14 protein-coding genes and 1 riboswitch are annotated in these 19,919 nt (G+C 54.8%); of the genes, 9 read left to right on the plus strand and 5 right to left on the minus strand.

Annotated features, from left to right (window positions below; all coding sequences use genetic code 11):
- Nucleotides 1-263: 263 nt before the first annotated feature.
- Nucleotides 264-4,292, plus strand: coding sequence for a DNA-directed RNA polymerase subunit beta (gene rpoB, locus NIM72_RS13290; protein ID WP_013359733.1), 4,029 nt, complete (start codon nucleotides 264-266; stop codon nucleotides 4,290-4,292).
- A 126-nt stretch (nucleotides 4,293-4,418) separates the two neighbouring features.
- Nucleotides 4,419-8,642, plus strand: a complete 4,224-nt coding sequence (gene rpoC, locus NIM72_RS13295) for a DNA-directed RNA polymerase subunit beta' (RefSeq protein WP_013359734.1) — start codon at nucleotides 4,419-4,421, stop codon at nucleotides 8,640-8,642.
- A gap of 55 nt (nucleotides 8,643-8,697) precedes the next feature.
- Here rpoC and NIM72_RS13300 read toward each other — a convergent pair whose 3' ends face one another.
- Nucleotides 8,698-8,880: a DUF1127 domain-containing protein gene (locus NIM72_RS13300; RefSeq protein ID WP_033734941.1), complete on the minus strand. Its 183-nt coding sequence runs from the start codon at nucleotides 8,878-8,880 to the stop codon at nucleotides 8,698-8,700.
- Nucleotides 8,881-9,054: 174 nt separating this feature from the next.
- Here NIM72_RS13300 and NIM72_RS13305 point away from each other — a divergent pair, with 174 nt between their 5' ends.
- Nucleotides 9,055-10,509 (plus strand): PLP-dependent aminotransferase family protein, encoded by a 1,455-nt coding sequence (locus NIM72_RS13305; RefSeq protein ID WP_222924735.1) that lies wholly within the window; start codon nucleotides 9,055-9,057, stop codon nucleotides 10,507-10,509.
- 193 nt (nucleotides 10,510-10,702) lie between these two features.
- On the opposite strand, the gene thiE is transcribed toward NIM72_RS13305, so the two are convergent.
- The 3 genes from thiE to rsd form a co-directional block, all read right to left on the minus strand.
- Complete coding sequence (gene thiE, locus NIM72_RS13310; protein WP_161736283.1) at nucleotides 10,703-11,329, minus strand: thiamine phosphate synthase; 627 nt, start codon at nucleotides 11,327-11,329, stop codon at nucleotides 10,703-10,705.
- A gap of 2 nt (nucleotides 11,330-11,331) precedes the next feature.
- Nucleotides 11,332-13,254, minus strand: a complete 1,923-nt coding sequence (gene thiC, locus NIM72_RS13315; protein WP_305884806.1) for a phosphomethylpyrimidine synthase ThiC — start codon at nucleotides 13,252-13,254, stop codon at nucleotides 11,332-11,334.
- An 87-nt stretch (nucleotides 13,255-13,341) separates the two neighbouring features.
- A riboswitch (TPP riboswitch) is annotated at nucleotides 13,342-13,442 on the minus strand.
- A 152-nt stretch (nucleotides 13,443-13,594) separates the two neighbouring features.
- Entirely contained in the window at nucleotides 13,595-14,101 is a 507-nt protein-coding gene (rsd, locus tag NIM72_RS13320) for a sigma D regulator (protein ID WP_161736285.1), read from the minus strand.
- A gap of 89 nt (nucleotides 14,102-14,190) precedes the next feature.
- Here rsd and nudC point away from each other — a divergent pair, with 89 nt between their 5' ends.
- From nudC to NIM72_RS13350, 6 genes are all read left to right on the plus strand, one after another.
- Nucleotides 14,191-14,961, plus strand: a complete 771-nt coding sequence (nudC, locus tag NIM72_RS13325) for an NAD(+) diphosphatase (RefSeq protein ID WP_161736286.1) — start codon at nucleotides 14,191-14,193, stop codon at nucleotides 14,959-14,961.
- 40 nt (nucleotides 14,962-15,001) lie between these two features.
- On the plus strand, nucleotides 15,002-16,069 hold the full coding sequence (gene hemE, locus NIM72_RS13330; protein ID WP_013359742.1) for a uroporphyrinogen decarboxylase: 1,068 nt from the start codon (nucleotides 15,002-15,004) through the stop codon (nucleotides 16,067-16,069).
- A gap of 2 nt (nucleotides 16,070-16,071) precedes the next feature.
- Complete coding sequence (gene nfi / locus NIM72_RS13335; RefSeq protein WP_161736287.1) at nucleotides 16,072-16,740, plus strand: deoxyribonuclease V; 669 nt, start codon at nucleotides 16,072-16,074, stop codon at nucleotides 16,738-16,740.
- Between the two features lie 63 nt (nucleotides 16,741-16,803).
- Nucleotides 16,804-17,394 carry a YjaG family protein gene (locus NIM72_RS13340; protein WP_013359744.1) on the plus strand — a complete coding sequence of 197 codons (591 nt, stop codon included), beginning with the start codon at nucleotides 16,804-16,806 and terminating at the stop codon, nucleotides 17,392-17,394.
- 188 nt (nucleotides 17,395-17,582) lie between these two features.
- Nucleotides 17,583-17,855, plus strand: a complete 273-nt coding sequence (hupA, locus tag NIM72_RS13345) for a nucleoid-associated protein HU-alpha (protein ID WP_003850136.1) — start codon at nucleotides 17,583-17,585, stop codon at nucleotides 17,853-17,855.
- A gap of 71 nt (nucleotides 17,856-17,926) precedes the next feature.
- A complete protein-coding gene (locus NIM72_RS13350) occupies nucleotides 17,927-18,589 on the plus strand; it encodes a DUF1481 domain-containing protein (RefSeq protein ID WP_161736288.1) in 663 nt (220 codons plus the stop codon).
- Between the two features lie 32 nt (nucleotides 18,590-18,621).
- Here NIM72_RS13350 and purD read toward each other — a convergent pair whose 3' ends face one another.
- Nucleotides 18,622-19,902: a phosphoribosylamine--glycine ligase gene (gene purD, locus NIM72_RS13355; RefSeq protein ID WP_253420710.1), complete on the minus strand. Its 1,281-nt coding sequence runs from the start codon at nucleotides 19,900-19,902 to the stop codon at nucleotides 18,622-18,624.
- Nucleotides 19,903-19,919 lie beyond the last annotated feature (17 nt).

Genomic DNA, 19,919 nt, shown 5'->3' on the forward strand with positions numbered 1-19,919 from the left:
TTTTTGCGCTACAGGGTCTCAATGGGGTTTCACACTGTTTGTCCATTGTTGCTCTTCAATATCTTTCTCTATCGACGACTTAATATACCGCTTTCCTGTGCGGGTTCCCTGCCTTCTCAAAAGCGATGAAATGATTTAAGCGTGATAGAAAGAGGTATTGCACTGCTGCCGCGCAGCCAGTGAATCAAACAAAATCGTGTTGCATGAACTGTCCTGTCAGGACGGACAGCGTGGGTCGACTTGTCAGCTAGCTGAGGAACCCTATGGTTTACTCCTATACCGAGAAAAAACGTATTCGTAAGGATTTTGGTAAACGTCCGCAAGTACTGGACATACCTTATCTCCTTTCCATCCAGCTCGACTCGTTCCAGAAGTTTATCGAGCAAGATCCAGAAGGTCAGTACGGACTGGAAGCTGCATTCCGCTCTGTATTCCCTATTGCGAGCTACAGCGGCAACTCTGAGTTGCAGTATGTCAGCTACCGCCTGGGTGAACCTGTCTTTGACGTGAAAGAGTGTCAGATCCGTGGCGTGACCTATTCGGCACCGCTGCGCGTGAAACTGCGTCTGGTGATCTATGAGCGCGAAGCGCCAGAAGGCACCGTAAAAGACATTAAAGAACAAGAAGTCTACATGGGCGAAATCCCGCTCATGACCGACAACGGTACCTTTGTTATCAATGGTACCGAGCGCGTTATCGTTTCTCAGCTGCACCGTAGTCCCGGCGTGTTCTTTGATAGCGATAAGGGTAAAACCCACTCATCGGGTAAAGTGCTGTACAACGCACGTATCATCCCTTACCGCGGTTCATGGCTCGACTTTGAGTTTGACCCGAAAGATAACCTGTTTGTCCGTATTGACCGTCGTCGTAAGCTGCCGGCCACAATCATCCTGCGCGCGTTACAGTTCACTACACCTCAGATCCTCGATATTTTCTTCGAGAAAGTCGTGTTTGAAATCCGTGACAATAAGCTGCAGATGGAGCTGGTGCCTGAGCGCCTGCGCGGTGAAACCGCTACCTTCGATATTGAAGCGAACGGCACCGTCTACGTCGAAAAAGGTCGCCGCATTACTGCGCGCCATATTCGTCAGCTGGAAAAAGATGGCATTCAGCACATCGAAGTCCCGGTTGAATATATCGCGGGCAAAGTGGTCGCTAAAGATTACATCGATGAGAGCACCGGTGAGCTGATTGTTGCAGCGAACATGGAACTGTCGCTGGATCTGCTGGCTAAACTGAGCCAGTCCGGTCACAAGCGCATCGAAACGCTGTTCACCAACGATCTGGACCATGGTCCATATATGTCCGAGACCCTGCGTGTCGACCCAACCAGCGATCGCCTGAGCGCACTGGTTGAGATCTACCGCATGATGCGTCCTGGTGAGCCGCCAACACGCGAAGCTGCAGAGAACCTGTTTGAGAACCTGTTCTTCTCAGAAGATCGTTACGATCTGTCTGCGGTCGGTCGTATGAAGTTCAACCGCTCATTGCTGCGTGATGAAATCGAAGGTTCAGGCATCCTGAGCAAAGATGACATCATCGAAGTCATGAAGAAGCTGATCGACATCCGTAACGGTAAAGGCGAAGTGGACGATATCGACCACCTCGGTAACCGTCGTATTCGTTCAGTGGGTGAAATGGCTGAGAACCAGTTCCGTGTCGGTCTGGTACGTGTTGAGCGTGCGGTTAAAGAGCGTCTGTCTCTGGGCGACCTTGATACGCTGATGCCACAGGACATGATCAACGCGAAGCCGATTTCGGCTGCCGTGAAAGAGTTCTTTGGTTCAAGCCAGCTTTCTCAGTTTATGGATCAGAACAACCCGCTGTCAGAGATTACGCATAAACGTCGTATCTCTGCTCTCGGCCCGGGTGGTTTGACGCGTGAGCGTGCCGGTTTCGAAGTGCGTGACGTACACCCAACGCACTACGGTCGTGTCTGCCCAATCGAAACCCCTGAAGGTCCGAACATCGGTCTGATCAACTCCTTGTCTGTCTATGCACAGACCAATGAGTACGGTTTCCTTGAGACACCTTATCGCCGCGTTATTGACGGTCTGGTTTCTGACGAGATTCACTACCTCTCTGCTATCGAAGAGGGTAACTACGTTATCGCTCAGGCGAACGCCCCTCTGGATGACAACGGCGCGTTTGTTGATGACCTGGTCACCTGCCGTAGCAAAGGCGAATCAAGTCTGTTCAGCCGCGATCAGGTTGACTACATGGACGTTTCCACCCAGCAGGTGGTTTCTGTCGGTGCATCCCTGATCCCGTTCCTGGAACACGATGACGCCAACCGCGCCCTGATGGGTGCGAACATGCAACGTCAGGCCGTTCCGACTCTGCGTGCTGATAAGCCGCTGGTTGGTACCGGTATGGAACGTGCTGTTGCCGTTGACTCCGGTGTAACAGCCGTGGCGAAACGTGGCGGTACCGTACAGTACGTCGACGCATCACGTATCGTTATCAAAGTTAACGAAGACGAAATGCATGCTGGCGAAGCCGGTATCGACATTTACAACCTGACCAAATATACCCGTTCTAACCAGAACACCTGCATCAACCAGATGCCATGTGTTTCTCTGGGTGAGCCGGTTGAGCGCGGCGACGTGCTGGCAGATGGCCCGTCCACCGATCTGGGTGAACTGGCACTGGGCCAGAACATGCGCGTAGCGTTCATGCCGTGGAACGGCTACAACTTCGAAGACTCCATCCTGGTCTCCGAGCGCGTGGTTCAGGAAGATCGCTTTACGACTATCCACATTCAGGAACTGGCTTGCGTGTCGCGTGACACCAAACTGGGGCCGGAAGAGATCACTGCTGATATCCCGAACGTGGGTGAAGCTGCACTCTCTAAACTGGATGAGTCAGGCATCGTCTACATCGGTGCTGAAGTGACCGGCGGCGACATTCTGGTTGGTAAGGTAACACCGAAAGGTGAAACCCAGCTGACGCCAGAAGAAAAACTGCTGCGCGCTATCTTCGGTGAGAAAGCCTCTGACGTGAAAGATTCGTCACTGCGCGTGCCGAATGGCGTGTCAGGTACCGTGATCGACGTTCAGGTCTTTACCCGCGATGGCGTGGAAAAAGACAAACGTGCGCTTGAAATCGAAGAGATGCAGCTGAAGCAGGCCAAAAAAGACCTGTCTGAAGAACTGCAGATTCTGGAAGCGGGCCTGTTCAGCCGTATCCAGAACGTACTGATTTCAGGTGGCGTTGAAGCAGACAAACTGGACAAGCTGCCGCGCGAGCGCTGGCTGGAACTGGGTCTGACTGACGAAGCCAAGCAAAACCAGCTGGAGCAGCTGGCAGAGCAGTACGACGAACTGAAGCACGAGTTTGAGAAAAAACTCGAAGGTAAGCGTCGTAAGATCACCCAGGGCGATGATCTGGCACCAGGCGTGCTGAAAATCGTTAAGGTTTATCTGGCTGTTAAGCGTCAGATTCAGCCGGGTGACAAAATGGCAGGCCGTCACGGTAACAAAGGTGTTATCTCCAAGATCAACCCGATCGAAGATATGCCTTACGATGAAAACGGTACGCCGGTTGACATCGTTCTGAACCCGCTGGGCGTACCATCGCGTATGAACATCGGTCAGATTCTGGAAACGCACCTGGGTATGGCAGCGAAAGGTATCGGCGAGAAAATTAACGCCATGCTGAAGAAGCAGGAAGAAGTCGCGAAGCTGCGCGAATTCATCCAGCGCGCCTATGACCTGGGTACCGATCTGCGTCAGCGAGTTGATCTGAACACCTTCTCCGATGACGAAGTACTGCGTCTGGCTGAGAACCTGAAGAAAGGTATGCCAATCGCCACGCCGGTGTTTGATGGTGCGAAAGAGAGCGAGATCAAAGAGCTGCTGCAGCTCGGCGGCCTGCCTTCTTCCGGTCAGATTACCCTGTTTGACGGCCGTACCGGTGAGCAGTTCGAACGTCAGGTAACCGTTGGCTACATGTACATGCTGAAACTTAACCACCTGGTTGATGACAAGATGCATGCACGTTCTACCGGTTCCTACAGCCTGGTTACTCAGCAGCCGCTGGGTGGTAAGGCGCAGTTCGGTGGTCAGCGCTTTGGTGAGATGGAAGTATGGGCACTGGAAGCATACGGTGCCGCGTATACCCTGCAGGAAATGCTTACCGTTAAGTCTGATGACGTCAACGGCCGTACCAAGATGTATAAAAACATCGTTGACGGTAACCATCAGATGGAACCGGGCATGCCGGAATCCTTCAACGTACTGTTGAAAGAGATTCGCTCGCTGGGTATCAACATCGAGCTGGAAGACGAGTAACCCCTTTTCATGCGGCTTACCGCCGCCTGAAAGCGCAGGGTTTAAAGCGCTCGCAATTGTACTGGTTACGGGGCGTTCAATTTCGGTTGGACGCCCCCTGAGTCTCACTCCGACGGGAGCTAATCCGTGAAAGACTTACTTAAGTTTCTGAAAGCGCAAACTAAGACCGAAGAGTTTGATGCGATCAAAATTGCGCTGGCTTCGCCAGACATGATCCGTTCCTGGTCTTTTGGTGAAGTGAAAAAGCCAGAAACCATTAACTACCGTACTTTTAAGCCAGAGCGCGATGGTCTGTTCTGTGCCCGTATCTTCGGGCCGGTAAAGGACTATGAGTGCCTGTGCGGCAAGTACAAGCGCCTCAAACACCGTGGTGTGATTTGTGAGAAGTGCGGCGTTGAAGTGACCCAGACTAAAGTACGCCGTGAGCGTATGGGCCACATCGAACTGGCGTCGCCGACTGCGCACATCTGGTTCCTGAAGTCACTGCCATCGCGTATCGGCTTACTGCTGGATATGCCACTGCGTGACATCGAGCGCGTGCTCTACTTTGAATCTTACGTGGTAATCGAAGGTGGCATGACCAACCTCGAGAAGCGTCAGATCCTGACTGAAGAGCAGTACCTTGACGCTCTGGAAGAGTTCGGTGACGAGTTCGACGCCAAAATGGGCGCCGAAGCAATCCAGGCCCTGTTGAAAAACATGGATCTGGAGCAGGAGTGCGAGCAGCTGCGTGAAGAGCTGAACGAAACTAACTCCGAAACCAAACGTAAAAAACTGACTAAGCGCATCAAGCTGCTGGAAGCGTTCGTCCAGTCTGGCAACAAGCCAGAGTGGATGATCCTGACCGTGCTGCCTGTTCTGCCACCGGACCTGCGTCCGCTGGTACCGCTGGATGGTGGTCGTTTCGCCACGTCGGATCTGAACGATCTGTATCGTCGCGTGATCAACCGTAACAACCGTCTGAAGCGCCTGCTGGATCTGGCTGCGCCAGATATCATCGTGCGCAACGAAAAGCGTATGTTGCAGGAAGCGGTCGATGCACTGCTGGACAACGGTCGTCGCGGTCGTGCGATCACCGGTTCCAACAAGCGTCCGCTGAAATCGCTGGCTGACATGATCAAAGGTAAGCAGGGTCGTTTCCGTCAGAACCTGCTGGGTAAACGTGTCGACTATTCTGGTCGTTCGGTTATCACCGTTGGTCCATACCTGCGTCTGCATCAGTGCGGTCTGCCGAAGAAAATGGCACTCGAACTGTTCAAACCGTTCATTTACGGCAAGCTGGAACTGCGTGGCCTGGCCACCACCATCAAAGCCGCGAAGAAAATGGTTGAGCGCGAAGAAGCCGTTGTCTGGGATATCCTCGACGAAGTGATCCGTGAGCACCCGGTTCTGCTGAACCGTGCGCCTACGCTGCACCGTCTGGGTATTCAGGCCTTTGAACCGGTTCTGATTGAAGGTAAAGCGATCCAGCTGCACCCGCTGGTTTGTGCGGCTTATAACGCCGACTTCGATGGTGACCAGATGGCTGTTCACGTACCGCTGACGCTGGAAGCCCAGCTGGAAGCGCGTGCGCTGATGATGTCGACCAACAACATCCTGTCACCTGCGAACGGCGAGCCAATCATCGTTCCTTCTCAGGACGTTGTACTGGGTCTGTATTACATGACCCGTGACTGTGTTAACGCCAAAGGCGAAGGCATGGTGCTGACTGGCCCGAAAGAAGCTGAGCGTATTTATCGCGCCGGCCTCGCCTCTCTGCATGCTCGCGTTAAGGTGCGTATCACCGAACACGAGAAGAATGAGCAGGATGAGTGGGTTGCTAAAACCAGCATCATCGATACTACGATTGGCCGTGCCATCCTGTGGATGATCGTGCCAAAAGGTCTGCCTTTCTCCATCGTTAACCAGGCGCTGGGCAAAAAAGCTATCTCCAAAATGCTTAACACCTGTTACCGCATTCTGGGCCTGAAGCCGACCGTTATCTTTGCTGACCAGACCATGTACACCGGTTTCGCTTACGCTGCCCGTTCAGGCGCGTCAGTCGGTATCGACGACATGGTTATTCCAGAGAAGAAAGTGGAAATCATCACCGAAGCGGAAGCAGAAGTGGCTGAGATCCAGGAGCAGTTCCAGTCTGGTCTGGTAACCGCAGGCGAACGTTATAACAAAGTCATCGATATCTGGGCCGCAGCCAACGAACGTGTTGCCAAGGCGATGATGGAAAACCTCTCTACCGAAGTCGTGATTAACCGCGACGGCGAAGAAGAGCGTCAGGTTTCCTTTAACAGCATCTTTATGATGGCTGACTCCGGTGCGCGTGGTTCTGCTGCACAGATTCGTCAGCTGGCCGGTATGCGTGGTCTGATGGCGAAGCCAGATGGCTCCATCATCGAAACACCAATCACGGCGAACTTCCGTGAAGGGTTGAACGTACTCCAGTACTTCATCTCAACCCACGGTGCACGTAAAGGCCTGGCGGATACCGCACTGAAAACAGCGAACTCCGGTTATCTGACGCGTCGTCTGGTTGACGTTGCCCAGGATCTGGTAGTTACCGAAGATGACTGTGGTACACACGAAGGCATCATGATGACGCCTGTCATTGAAGGTGGCGACGTTAAAGAGCCACTGCGTGAACGTGTACTGGGCCGTGTGACTGCTGAAGACGTTCTGAAGCCGGGTACTGCTGATATTCTGGTCCCACGCAACACGCTGCTCGATGAGCACTGGTGTGACGTGCTGGAACTGAACTCAGTCGACAGCCTTAAAGTCCGCTCGGTGGTAGGTTGTGAAACCGACTTTGGTGTGTGCGCGCATTGCTACGGTCGCGACCTGGCACGTGGTCACATCATCAACAAAGGTGAAGCGATCGGTGTTATCGCGGCACAGTCCATCGGTGAGCCAGGTACACAGCTGACGATGCGTACGTTCCACATCGGTGGTGCGGCATCACGTGCGGCTGCTGAATCCAGCATTCAGGTGAAGAACAAAGGTACCATCAAGCTGACCAACGCCAAGTCGGTAACGAACTCGGCAGGCAAGCTGGTGATCACCTCGCGTAACGTTGAACTGAAAATGATCGACGAATTCGGTCGTACCAAAGAGAGCTATAAAGTTCCTTACGGTTCTACCATGGCGAAAGGTGATGGTGAGCAGGTTGCAGCGGGCGAAACCGTCGCAAACTGGGATCCGCATACCATGCCAGTTATCACCGAAGTGGGCGGTTTCATTCGCTTCACGGATATGGTTGATGGCCAGACGATTACCCGTCAGACAGATGATTTAACCGGTCTGTCTTCACTGGTGGTTCTGGACAGTGCTGAACGTACTGCAGGCGGTAAAGATCTGCGTCCTGCGCTGAAAATTGTTGATGCCAACGGCAACGACGTTCTGATCCCGGGCACCGACATGCCGGCTCAGTACTTCCTGCCAGGTAAAGCGATTGTTCAGCTGGAAGATGGCGTTAAGATCAGTGCCGGTGACACGTTAGCGCGTGTTCCACAGGAATCTGGCGGTACCAAGGATATTACCGGTGGTCTGCCACGCGTTGCTGATCTGTTCGAAGCGCGTCGTCCGAAAGAGCCAGCTATTCTGGCGGAGATCAGCGGCATCATCTCCTTCGGTAAAGAGACCAAAGGTAAGCGTCGTCTGGTCATTACTCCGCTGGATGGCAGTGAGCCATACGAAGAGATGATTCCGAAATGGCGTCAGCTGAACGTGTTCGAAGGTGAACGTGTTGAGCGCGGTGACGTGGTTTCCGATGGCCCAGAGTCTCCACATGACATCCTGCGCTTGCGTGGCGTGCATGCGGTGACCCGTTACATCACTAACGAAGTGCAGGAAGTTTACCGTCTGCAGGGCGTTAAGATTAACGATAAGCACATCGAAGTCATCGTTCGTCAGATGCTGCGTAAAGCAACCATCGTGAGCGCAGGAAGTGCAGACTTCCTGGAAGGTGAGCAGGCTGAATTCTCTCGCATCAAGATCTCTAACCGTGATCTGGAAGCGAACGGAAAAGTCGGCGCAACCTTCATGCGTGACCTGCTGGGTATTACCAAAGCGTCACTGGCAACCGAATCGTTCATCTCTGCAGCCTCGTTCCAGGAGACCACACGTGTCCTGACCGAAGCAGCAGTAGCAGGCAAGCGCGATGAACTGCGCGGCCTGAAAGAGAACGTCATCGTGGGTCGTCTGATCCCAGCCGGTACCGGTTATGCGTACCATCAGGATCGTATGCGCCGCAAAGCGGCAGGTGAAGTTCCGGTTGCACCGCAGGTGACTGCGGATGAAGCCTCAGCCAGCCTGGCTGAACTGTTGAACGCCGGTCTCGGCGGCAACAAAGACGATTAATCGTCCTTTGCCTGATAAAAACCCTGCCTCGGCAGGGTTTTTTTTTGTCTCAGATTCAGCCATTCCAGTCACTGCGGCTGATACCAATATCTTTCAGCTGACTGTCGCTTAACTTCGACAGGATGAGGCGTGTCTCACGCCGCAGCTGCCAGCGTTTGTAACTGCGCCACAGATAACGAACCAGGTGGTAAGGCGTGCCTGTAAACGGTTTAGCTGCGCGATTCTCGTCATATCCCATGATAGTGCCCTCAGTGAAGTGTCTGAGGACCATTTTCAGTGGATCGCTCTGTATGATACAGACGCAAAAATCACTTTTATTTAACATACAGATTGCCGTCAGTACGATCTGAATGGTAAAAAAGAGTCGGAACTGTACTGGTTACTGCTCAGCCTCTGAGCCTGTGGAGATACAATGACCCGCTATGAACATCTGGCTACGCTGCTGGCTCAGCGTATCGAACAAGGCTTATATCGCAGCGGTGAGCGCCTGCCTTCAGTACGCAGTCTGAGTACGGAGCATGGCGTCAGTATCAGTACCGTGCAGCAGGCTTATCATCTGCTGGAAGAGAAGCAGATGATTACGCCGCAGTCGCGCTCCGGCTATTTTGTGGCGTCACGCAAAGCAACGCCGCCGATCCCGGCGCTGACCCGCCCCGCACAGCGGCCGGTTGAGGTGACACAGTGGGATGCGGTGCTGGAGCTGATTAACAGCCGTCTGGAAGATGATGTTTTGCAGCTGGGCAGCGGCATGCCCGATCTGACCCAGCCGACGCTTAAGCCACTGTGGAAAGCTTTCAGCCGCCAGGTGCAGAAGCAGGACATGGCGCTGCTGAATTATGACAGTCTATATGGTGTGCTCGCTTTGCGGCAACAGGTTGCACGGCTGGCGATAGACAGCGGCTGCCAGCTCACCGCCGATGACATTGTCATTACTACCGGCTGTCATGAAGCATTATCGGTCGCCGTACGTGCAGTCTGCGAGCCGGGGGATATCATTGCCGTTGAATCACCGTCGTTTCACGGCATTATGCAAACTCTGCGCGGCTTTGGCATTCGTGCCATCGAGATCCCAACCGATGCAGTCACCGGCATCAGTCTGGAAGCGCTGGAGCTGGCCTTTGATCAATGGCCGATTAAAGCGGTTGTTGTTGTGCCGAACTGCAATAATCCGCTGGGATTTATCATGTCTGAGCCGCGTAAGCGGGCTTTGCTGGTGCTGGCGCAGCGGTTTGACGCGGCAGTGATTGAAGATGATGTCTATGGTGAGTTAGCCTGGGAATATCCGCGTCCGCCTACCATCAAATCGCTGGATCTCGATGGCCGGGTGCTGCTGTGCAGCTCCTTTTCGAAAACGCTGGCGCCAGGTTTACGCGTTGGCTGGGTTGCACCAGGCCGCTATCGTGACCGCGTGCTGCACATGAAATATATCGTCACCGGCTCCACCGCCACACAGCCTCAGCATGCGGTCTCCGAGTTTATCCGTCAGGGCCATTATCAGCCTCATCTGCGCCGGATGCGGCAACTCTATCATCGTAACTATGAAACTTTTAGCTGCTGGGTACGCCACTACTTTCCCTGCGGCATCTGCGTTTCCCGTCCTCAGGGCGGTTTTCTGATGTGGATAGAACTTCCCGAAGCGTTTGATGCGGTTCGTCTTAACCGGGAACTGCGCGAGTCAAAAATTCAGATTGCTGTGGGTTCACTGTTTTCAGCGTCGGGGAAATACCGTAACTGTCTGCGCTTAAACTACGGGCTGCCGATCAACGAGCAGACTGAACAGGCGCTGGCGCGGGTGGGTGCGGCCGTCGAGCGCGCCATGCTCTCGTGCCAGCATGAGACCCAGGCTTCAGCCTCCACGCTCGCATAGCGAAGAGAAGAAGCAGGGCCGGCAAGAGGAGGGATCCGGCCCTGGTCAGATAACCTTAACCTGACGGATGCCACGTTAAAGTTTTGGATCACAGCACGCCAGCGGCAACATGCACCTTTGCGCGGCACTTTCCCGGAATAATGCTGGCTTTACCGATTTTGCAGCCGCTATGCGCGACAGGTTCCATAAATGCTTAGTCGCCTGGTCCTGCCAGCGCCAGAAGGGTGCGCGTTGCGGCACGCCAGTCATCTGCCTGAGTAATGGCACTCACCACCGCAATGCTGCCGACGCCGGTGGCCAGCACCTCGGGTGCCCGCGCAATCGAGATACCACCAATCGCCACGGTGGGAATATGCGTCAGCCGTGTCAGATGCCGTTTCAGCTGCTCAATGCCCTGCGGCGAAGAAGGCATCTCTTTGGTCTGCGTCGGGAAAATATGCCCAAGTGCGATGTAAGAGGGCTGGATTGCCAGAGCGCGATCCAGTTCCGCATCGTCATGGGTGGAGAGCCCCAGACGCAATCCTGCCTGATGAATGCGAGCAAGATCGGCGACATCGAGATCCTCCTGACCCAGATGTACGCCATAAGCCTGATGTTTAATCGCCAGCTGCCAGTAGTCATTGATAAACAGGCGGGCGTCGTAGCGTTTACCTAACGCAATCGCCTGAGCAATGGCGGGTTCGGCGACCTCATCAGGCCGATCTTTGATGCGCAACTGCATCGTGCGAACGCCCGTTTCAAGCAGGCGTTCGATCCACTCGGGGCTATCAACCACCGGATAAAGTCCCAGGCGCGGGACGGTAGCGGGAAATGCGGGCATCGTTACTCCTCCTTAATGGCATCGGCGGGATGATAGAGCTCACCGCCGCGGCTGCGGAAACGATCTGACACCTGCGCCATGCCCACTTCAACCGGCTCGGCACGGGCATCCTGGCGTGCCGCAAACTCGCGCACCTCCTGGGAAATTTTCATCGAGCAGAATTTAGGGCCGCACATTGAGCAGAAATGGGCCACCTTGCCTGACTCCTGCGGCAGGGTTTCATCATGCATTGCCCGCGCCGTATGGGGATCCAGCGCAAGGTTAAACTGATCTTCCCAGCGGAATTCAAAGCGTGCTTTAGACATGGCGTTATCACGGATCTGCGCTCCAGGGTGGCCTTTCGCCAGATCGGCAGCATGCGCCGCAATTTTGTAGGTGATCAACCCCTGCTTCACGTCCTCTTTGTTCGGCAGACCCAGATGCTCTTTGGGCGTGACGTAGCACAGCATGGCACAACCAAACCAGCCAATCATGGCGGCACCGATTCCCGAGGTGAAATGGTCGTAGCCGGGCGCGATATCAGTGGTCAGCGGCCCAAGCGTGTAGAAGGGAGCTTCATTGCACAGATCGAGCTGTTCAGTCATATTACGGCGGATCATATGCATCGGCACATGTCCCGGACCTTCAATCATCACCTGAACGTCATACTCCCAGGCAATACGCGTCAGTTCGCCCAGGGTACGCAGTTCGGCAAACTGCGCCTCATCGTTGGCATCCTGAATGGAACCCGGACGCAGACCATCGCCCAGCGACAGGGAGACATCGTAAGCGGCGCAGATTTCACAAATCTCGCGGAAGTGCTCATACAGGAAGCTCTCCTGATGGTGGGACAGGCACCATTTCGCCATGATCGAGCCACCCCGCGAGACAATTCCCGTGAGGCGTTTCGCCGTCATCGGGACATAACGCAGCAGTACGCCCGCGTGAATAGTGAAGTAATCGACGCCCTGTTCCGCCTGCTCCAGCAGCGTGTCCCGGAATATTTCCCAGTTCAGCGCCTCGGCCACGCCATTCACTTTTTCCAGCGCCTGATAGATCGGCACGGTCCCGATGGGCACCGGGCTGTTTCGCAAAATCCATTCTCGCGTTTCATGAATATAGCGACCGGTAGAGAGATCCATCACCGTGTCGGCACCCCAGCGGGTCGACCACACCAGCTTTTCTACTTCTTCCTCGATAGAAGAGGTGACTGCCGAGTTACCGATGTTGGCATTGACCTTGACGAGGAAGTTACGGCCAATGATCATCGGCTCCGATTCAGGATGATTGATATTGGCAGGGATAATGGCGCGTCCGTCAGCGACCTCCTGACGGACAAACTCGGGTGTGATATCGGCGGGCAGATGCGCGCCAAAACTGTGCCCCGGATGCTGTTGCAGCAGCACCTCACTGCGGATTCGCTCACGGCCCATGTTTTCCCGCAGGGCGATGAACTCCATCTCCGGGGTAATCATGCCCTGACGGGCATAGTGCAGTTGCGTGACACGGCGGCCTGCACGGGCGCGGCGCGGTGTTGGCAGGTGATCGAAGCGCAGATGATCCAGCCCCTCGTCAGCCAGTCGCTGCTGGGTATAGCCCGAGCTGTTCTGCTCAAGAAGCTCACTGTCGTCGCGTTCAGCAATCCAGCGTGCGCGCAGCTTTTCCAGACCGCGATGCACATCAATCTGTGCCGCGGGATCGCCATACGCACCTGCCGTATCATAGACCGGCACCGCTTCATTTTGCTCATAGAGAGGCTGTTCTTTGCTGCCGCCGATATGGGTCGGGCTTAGGGTGATTTCACGCATCGGCACGCGAATATCTTCCCGGCTACCGGTAATCCAGACGCGACGGGACTGAGGAAAAGCACTGCCGCTTTGCAGGGAATCGATAAATTCCTGCGCCTGGGTACGCTGTTCACGACGGGACATTTTTGGGTCAGACATAGCAATCTTCCTGTTAAGGGGGAACGATGCTTGTCCGGAGTTCGGAAGGAGTAACCGTATAGACAGCACAGGCATGCTGGCATACAGAGAAGTTTTACTCTTGTTCCCTACGCAGGTTCTAACCTGGTCAGGTTCCGCGGATCCCGAATTAACGGTCTCAGCCCAACTGGGCACTCCGACAAGAAGCGGTTTTTTCGCGGGTGTCTGATAACAGACTCGGGCGTAAAAACCTCACATTTCAAAGCTAAAATAAAAAAGGTTCTTTGGAGAGCGCTCCTCAGAACCTGTTCAGCATAAAAGGGCTACAGGATAATCTCAAGCCCTTTGCCATTGTTAACCACTAAGCCGGACGCGCGATTTGGCTGTCATTCGCCACTGGTGGCGTAGCAAGCTGGTTATCCCAGGCCAGCTGAATCAGCTTATCTTCCAGCGTAAAGCGTGATTCCAGCACTTCACCCACTTCGGAGAGAGCCTGCTGGAAGGTCATGCAGTTTTCATCATCAATGGCCTGCTGCAGGTGACCGTCATACAGCTGCATCAGACGCTCAGTGTTTGCCTCCAGCGGAGGGTAGATCTGCGCGGCGGCGATCATCGGGCTGTCGCCACTCATTTCACTGATCACGCGCTCATAGATACTGAAGTGACCGGCAGAAAGATAGTCGACCAGGCCGTGACAGAAGTTGTCGAGTGCCTGCTCATCAAGACGCGTCAGCGCCTCTTTTTTAGGTTTAAGACCGACCAGGTGATAATAGGTCACCAGTAGCTGGCGACGCGCTTCAAGCCACGAATCGACCAGTTCATTACTGCCACCTACGCGTTCAGCCAGGACGTCTAACTGGTTAAGCATATCTAACTCCATGTGAGTTATAGTTGTTTATCTACACACTTAACATCAGGGCTTCAGCGTGCGAGTTGACGCTAAGGATGACGAAATAAATGCAATGCGAAATCTCAAGCGTAGACGCTGGATGGTGGATTGTCAGCCATGAACAAAAACTTTGGTTGCCACAAGGTGATTTACCCCACGGAAACGCCGAAAAATTCGGTTTAACTGGCAGTAAGGCCCGGACCATTGGTGAATGGCAGGGCGAAAAAGTCTGGCTGATTTGTGAGCCGCGTTCCTCCGATATGTTCTCCGTGCGACAGCTGATCGATCAGGATGTGGCGCTGTTTCAGCTGGTGGGTCGCGGTGTACAGCTGGCGGAGTTCTACCGCTCTCATCGCTGGTGCGGCTACTGCGGACATGAGATGCACCACAGCAAACATGAATTTGCCTGTCTCTGCAGTCATTGCCGTGAGCGTTACTATCCGCAGATCGCGCCCTGCATCATTGTGGCTATCCGTCGCGGCGATGAAATCCTGCTGGCGAATCATGCCCGCCATCGCAACAAGGTCTACACCGTGCTGGCCGGTTTTGTGGAGGTCGGCGAGACGCTGGAGCAGGCCGTTGCCCGGGAAGTGATGGAAGAGAGCAATATCCGCGTCAAAAACGTCCGTTACGTGACCTCCCAGCCTTGGCCCTTCCCGCAATCGCTGATGACGGCGTTCATGGCGGAGTATGACAGCGGCGATCTGCAACATGACGGTAAAGAGCTGCTGGATGCCGCCTGGTTCCGTTTTGATGCGCTGCCTTTGCTGCCACCGCCAGGCACGGTAGCGCGCCGCCTGATTGAAGATACCGTCGCCCTGTGCCGCGCCGAAGCGTGAAAGTGCTACACTACACGCCTGTTATTGAGAGAGTGTTGAGATGAGTGAACTGAAGAACGATCGTTATTTGCGTGCCCTGTTACGTCAGCCGGTTGATGTCACGCCGGTATGGATGATGCGACAAGCCGGGCGCTATTTGCCGGAGTACAAAGCGACACGCGCCCAGGCGGGTGATTTCATGTCGCTGTGTAAAAACGCCGAGCTGGCCTGTGAAGTGACCCTGCAGCCGCTGCGCCGTTATCCGCTGGATGCCGCCATCCTCTTCAGTGACATCCTGACCATTCCGGATGCGATGGGACTGGGTCTCTACTTTGAAACCGGCGAAGGCCCGCGTTTCTCTAATCCTGTGACCTGCCGCGCTGACGTTGAGCGTTTGCCGGTGCCCGATCCTGAAATGGAGCTGGGCTATGTGATGAATGCGGTCCGCACCATCCGTAAAAACCTGAATGGCGATCTGCCGCTGATTGGCTTCTCAGGCAGTCCGTGGACGCTGGCCACCTACATGGTGGAAGGCGGCAGCAGTAAGGCCTTTACTAAAATTAAGAAGATGATGTATGCCGATCCGGCGACGCTGCACGCGATGCTGGATAAGCTGGCCGACAGCGTCATCCTCTATCTCAACGCTCAGATCCGCGCCGGAGCGCAGTCCGTCATGGTCTTTGATACCTGGGGCGGCGTGCTGACCGGTCGTGACTATCGCGAATTCTCCCTGCACTACATGCACAAGATTGTCGATGGCCTGCTGCGTGAAAACGACGGCCGCCGCGTGCCGGTGACGCTCTTTACCAAAGGCGGCGGACAGTGGCTGGAAGCGATGGCTGCCACCGGTTGTGATGCGCTGGGTCTCGACTGGACCACCGATATTGATGATGCACGCCGCCGCGTAGGCGACAAAGTTGCGCTGCAGGGCAACATGGATCCCTCTATGCTCTATGCGGCACCTGAACGTATCGAGCAGGAGGTGGCCGGTATTCTGGAGCGTTTTGGCTCAGGCACTGGTCATGTCTTTAATCTGGGGCATGGCATTCATCAGGACGTTCCGCCCGAAAATGCCGGTGTCTTTGTTGATGCTGTGCATCGTTTATCGCGTCCCTGGCATCAGGAGTAATTATGGACATTGCCGCACTTCGCGCTGAGCAGTTACAACGCGCCGCTGACGTGGTGCGTGAAGATGACTTTGACGTTCTGCCGCCCCGCTTTATTGGCGGGGCAGACGTTGGGTTTGAGCAGGACGGCACCGTCACGCGGGCGGCGATGGTGATACTGGAATATCCCTCGTTAAAACTGGTGGAGCATCGCATCGCGCGCGTTGAGACCACCATGCCCTATATTCCGGGCTTTCTCTCCTTCCGTGAATATCCGGCGCTGATGGCTGCCTGGCAGATGCTGGAGCAAAAGCCTGATCTGCTGTTTGTGGATGGACACGGTATTTCGCATCCAAGACGGCTGGGCGTCGCATCGCATTTTGGCCTGCTGGTCGATGTGCCCACTATTGGTGTTGCGAAAAGTCGTCTCTGCGGGCGTTTTGACGATCTGGATGCGCAGCCTGGCAGCCGTCAGCCGCTGATCGACAAAGGTGAGCAGATAGGCTGGGTATGGCGCAGCAAGCTGCGTTGTAATCCGCTGTTTGTCGCCACCGGTCATCGTGTCAGCCTGGATACGGCGCTGCAGTGGGTCGAAAACTGTACGCGCGGTTACCGGTTGCCGGAACCTACCCGCTGGGCCGATGCGGTTGCCTCTAACCGAACCGCTTTCCAGCGCTGGCAAAACGCGCTTTAACACTGTTTGTGCTGCGGTTTTGCAGTTACACTGCGGCCAGAGAAACGAATAAGAGCCACCTTTATGTTACAGAACCCCGTTCATCTGCGTCTGGCGAAGCTGGAAAGCTGGCAGCACCTGACTTTTATGGCCTGCCTGTGCGAACGCATGTATCCCAACTATCGCGCATTCTGCGAGCAGACTGAATTTGCCGATCCGGCACTCTATCGCCGGATTCTTGATCTGATCTGGGAAAACCTGACGGTCAAAGATGCGAAGATTAACTTCGACAGCCAGCTGGAAAAACTCGAAGCCGCCATTCCTGATGGCGATGCATTTGAGGTTTACGGCGTTTATCCGGCTATCGATGCCTGTGTGGCATTAAGCGAAGTCGTTCATGCGCAGCTGAGCGGCGAAACGCTTGAGCATGCTATTGAAGTCAGCGAGACCTCAATTACCACCGTCGCTATGCTGGAGATGACCCAGGCTGGACGCGAAATGACCGATGAAGAGCTGCGTGAAAACCCGGCTATCATCGATGAGTGGGACCTCCAGTGGGAGATTTTCCGTCTGCTGGCGGAGTGTGAAGAGCGCGACCTTGAATTGATTAAAGGTCTGCGATCTGACCTGCGTGAAGCGGGAATTAGTAACATCGGTATAAATTTCCAGCAGTAAGGCGATAAAACGTGACTTCAGGCCCGAATTAGCGCGCCTGAAGGCTTCACATTGGCCCCCTGTCTGGTCTACATTTGGGGGGCTGAAAATTGTGGCTATCGGTGCGTGCAGGCAGAAGAGTGCCAGAATATGGCTTTTCCCTCGCACTCGTTGCTTAGCAAGCGATAAATACACTTTAAGGATAACTTATGAACAAGACTCAACTGATTGATGTGATCGCAGAAAAAGCTGACCTGTCTAAAACCCAGGCAAAGGCAGCGCTGGAATCGACTCTGGCTGCGATCACTGAGTCTCTGAAAGATGGTGATGCTGTACAACTGGTTGGTTTTGGTACTTTTAAAGTGAACCACCGCGCTGAGCGTACCGGTCGTAACCCGCAGACTGGCAAAGAGATTAAAATCGCTGCAGCAAACGTACCGGCATTCGTGTCTGGTAAAGCGCTGAAAGACGCCGTTAAGTAAGACGTCGCACTGCGGTTAAGCTTTAAAACAGGGGGCGTTTCGCCCCTTTTGTTTTTAAGAGGCCAGCCATCATGATTCCGCTGTTACCGCGTTTATCTGTTCTGTTTCTCTCTCTGTTTCTTTTCGGCTGCAGCTCGACTCCGGATATACCTCCCTTTTCTGCCAGTGGCTATCTTGCCGATCGTGGTGTTGTTCGTATCTGGCGCAAAAATAGCGACCATCAGTCAGTTCATATCCGCACCCTCTATACGCCGTTCAGTGGCGGTGAAGGTGAAGTGACTGACTATGTCTGGCTGGAAGAGTCATTGATCAGCATTCAGCGCCAGGTGAAGGGCAAACAACCTGACGATGTAACCCTGCGCTTCGACCAGGCGGGTGGTCTCAACTTTATGCAGCGCCAGCTTGCAGGCCGGCGTGAAGCGGTCAGCCCGGATGCGGTTGAACTCTATAAGTTTGATGCCGAGCGCATGCGTAACCTCAGCGATGCGCTGTTAAGCGGTCAGGTGTTCCTGAAACAGGGACACTGGCTGGGAAACAATGTGCTGGAGAATTGTGAAGGCCAGCAGGTCAGACCCGCTTTTGATGCTGACGAGGTGCAGATGCTGACACAGCAGCAGCGTAGCGCATCGGCACCGCTGATGGTGTCATGGCTTGAAGCACCTGAAGGAATTCAGTTGTTGCGGGTCAGTCAGAAGGATGACTGCTCACAGCAGCCGACAGAAGACGATATGTGAAGTGAAAAGGGGGCACCAGGTGCCCCCTTCGCTTATTTGCGGTTAATAGCGCGGTAGCCGATATCGCGGCGACAGAAACTGCCCTGCCATGAAATTGGCTTTGTCAGCTCGTAAGCCCGCTTTTGTGCCGCAGCGACATCGTCACCCAGCGCAGTGACGCACAGCACACGGCCACCGTTCGTCAGTACCCGATCCTCTTCCAGACGTGTTCCGGCGTGGAATACCTTGCCGTCGGCAACCTCTTCCAGTGGGAGCCCATGAATCTGATCGCCCTGAGCGTAATTACCCGGATAACCGCCTGCCGCCAGTACCACACCCAGCGCAGGACGGGGATCCCATTGTGACTTTTTCTGATCCAGCTTACCGTCACAGGCAGCCAGGCAAAGATCGACCAGATCCGACTGAAGGCGCAGCATGATCGGCTGCGTTTCCGGATCGCCGAAGCGGCAGTTAAATTCGATTACTTTCGGCTGCCCGGTGTGGTCGATCATCAGACCGGCATAGAGGAAACCGGTGTAGACGTTGCCTTCTGCGGCCATGCCACGCACGGTTGGCCAGATAACCTGATCCATCACGCGCTGGTGGATCTCATCGGTGACAACCGGAGCCGGTGAGTAGGCCCCCATACCACCGGTGTTCGGACCAGTGTCGCCATCGCCGACGCGTTTGTGATCCTGGCTGGTGGCCATCGGCAGTACATGCTCGCCGTCTACCATCACGATGAAGCTGGCTTCTTCGCCATCCAGAAACTCTTCAATCACAATGTGGTGTCCGGCATCGCCAAACGCGTTACCTGCCAGCATATCCTGAACCGCATCCTCAGCTTCCTGCAGCGTCATTGCGACAATCACGCCTTTACCTGCGGCCAGGCCGTCGGCTTTAATAACGATGGGCGCACCTTTCTCACGCAAATATGCGAGAGCAGGCTCAACGTCGGTAAAGTTCTGATACGCCGCGCTGGGGATCTGGTGACGTGCCAGAAAATCTTTGGTGAAGGCTTTAGAGCCTTCCAGCTGTGCCGCGGCCTGCGTCGGACCAAAGATAGCCAGCCCTGCCTTACGGAAGGCATCCACGACGCCAATCACCAGCGGCGCTTCCGGCCCGACAATCGTCAGATCGATCTTTTCACGCTGGGCAAATTCAAGCAGGGCAGGGACATCTGTCGCACTGATCGCGACGTTCTGCAGCGCAGGCTCTAATGCGGTGCCCGCATTACCAGGCGCGACAAATACGGTTTCCGCCAGTGGCGACTGGGCCGCTTTCCAGGCCAGAGCATGTTCACGTCCGCCATTGCCGATTACTAAAATTTTCATCTGTTACTCTCCAGAAC

The organism is Pantoea sp. B550 (genome assembly GCF_024158165.1).
In the GTDB taxonomy this organism is placed as follows: Bacteria; Pseudomonadota; Gammaproteobacteria; order Enterobacterales; family Enterobacteriaceae; genus Pantoea; species Pantoea alfalfae.

Coding starts and splice junctions, on each gene's coding strand:
- rpoB (WP_013359733.1), top strand. CDS start 264: ATGGTTTACTCCTATACCGAGAAAAAACGTATTCGTAAGGATTTTGGT.
- NIM72_RS13300 (WP_033734941.1), bottom strand. CDS start 8,880: ATGGGATATGACGAGAATCGCGCAGCTAAACCGTTTACAGGCACGCCT.
- NIM72_RS13305 (WP_222924735.1), top strand. CDS start 9,055: ATGACCCGCTATGAACATCTGGCTACGCTGCTGGCTCAGCGTATCGAA.
- thiE (WP_161736283.1), bottom strand. CDS start 11,329: ATGCCCGCATTTCCCGCTACCGTCCCGCGCCTGGGACTTTATCCGGTG.
- thiC (WP_305884806.1), bottom strand. CDS start 13,254: ATGTCTGACCCAAAAATGTCCCGTCGTGAACAGCGTACCCAGGCGCAG.
- rsd (WP_161736285.1), bottom strand. CDS start 14,101: ATGCTTAACCAGTTAGACGTCCTGGCTGAACGCGTAGGTGGCAGTAAT.
- nudC (WP_161736286.1), top strand. CDS start 14,191: ATGCAATGCGAAATCTCAAGCGTAGACGCTGGATGGTGGATTGTCAGC.
- hemE (WP_013359742.1), top strand. CDS start 15,002: ATGAGTGAACTGAAGAACGATCGTTATTTGCGTGCCCTGTTACGTCAG.
- nfi (WP_161736287.1), top strand. CDS start 16,072: ATGGACATTGCCGCACTTCGCGCTGAGCAGTTACAACGCGCCGCTGAC.
- NIM72_RS13340 (WP_013359744.1), top strand. CDS start 16,804: ATGTTACAGAACCCCGTTCATCTGCGTCTGGCGAAGCTGGAAAGCTGG.
- hupA (WP_003850136.1), top strand. CDS start 17,583: ATGAACAAGACTCAACTGATTGATGTGATCGCAGAAAAAGCTGACCTG.
- NIM72_RS13350 (WP_161736288.1), top strand. CDS start 17,927: ATGATTCCGCTGTTACCGCGTTTATCTGTTCTGTTTCTCTCTCTGTTT.
- purD (WP_253420710.1), bottom strand. CDS start 19,902: ATGAAAATTTTAGTAATCGGCAATGGCGGACGTGAACATGCTCTGGCC.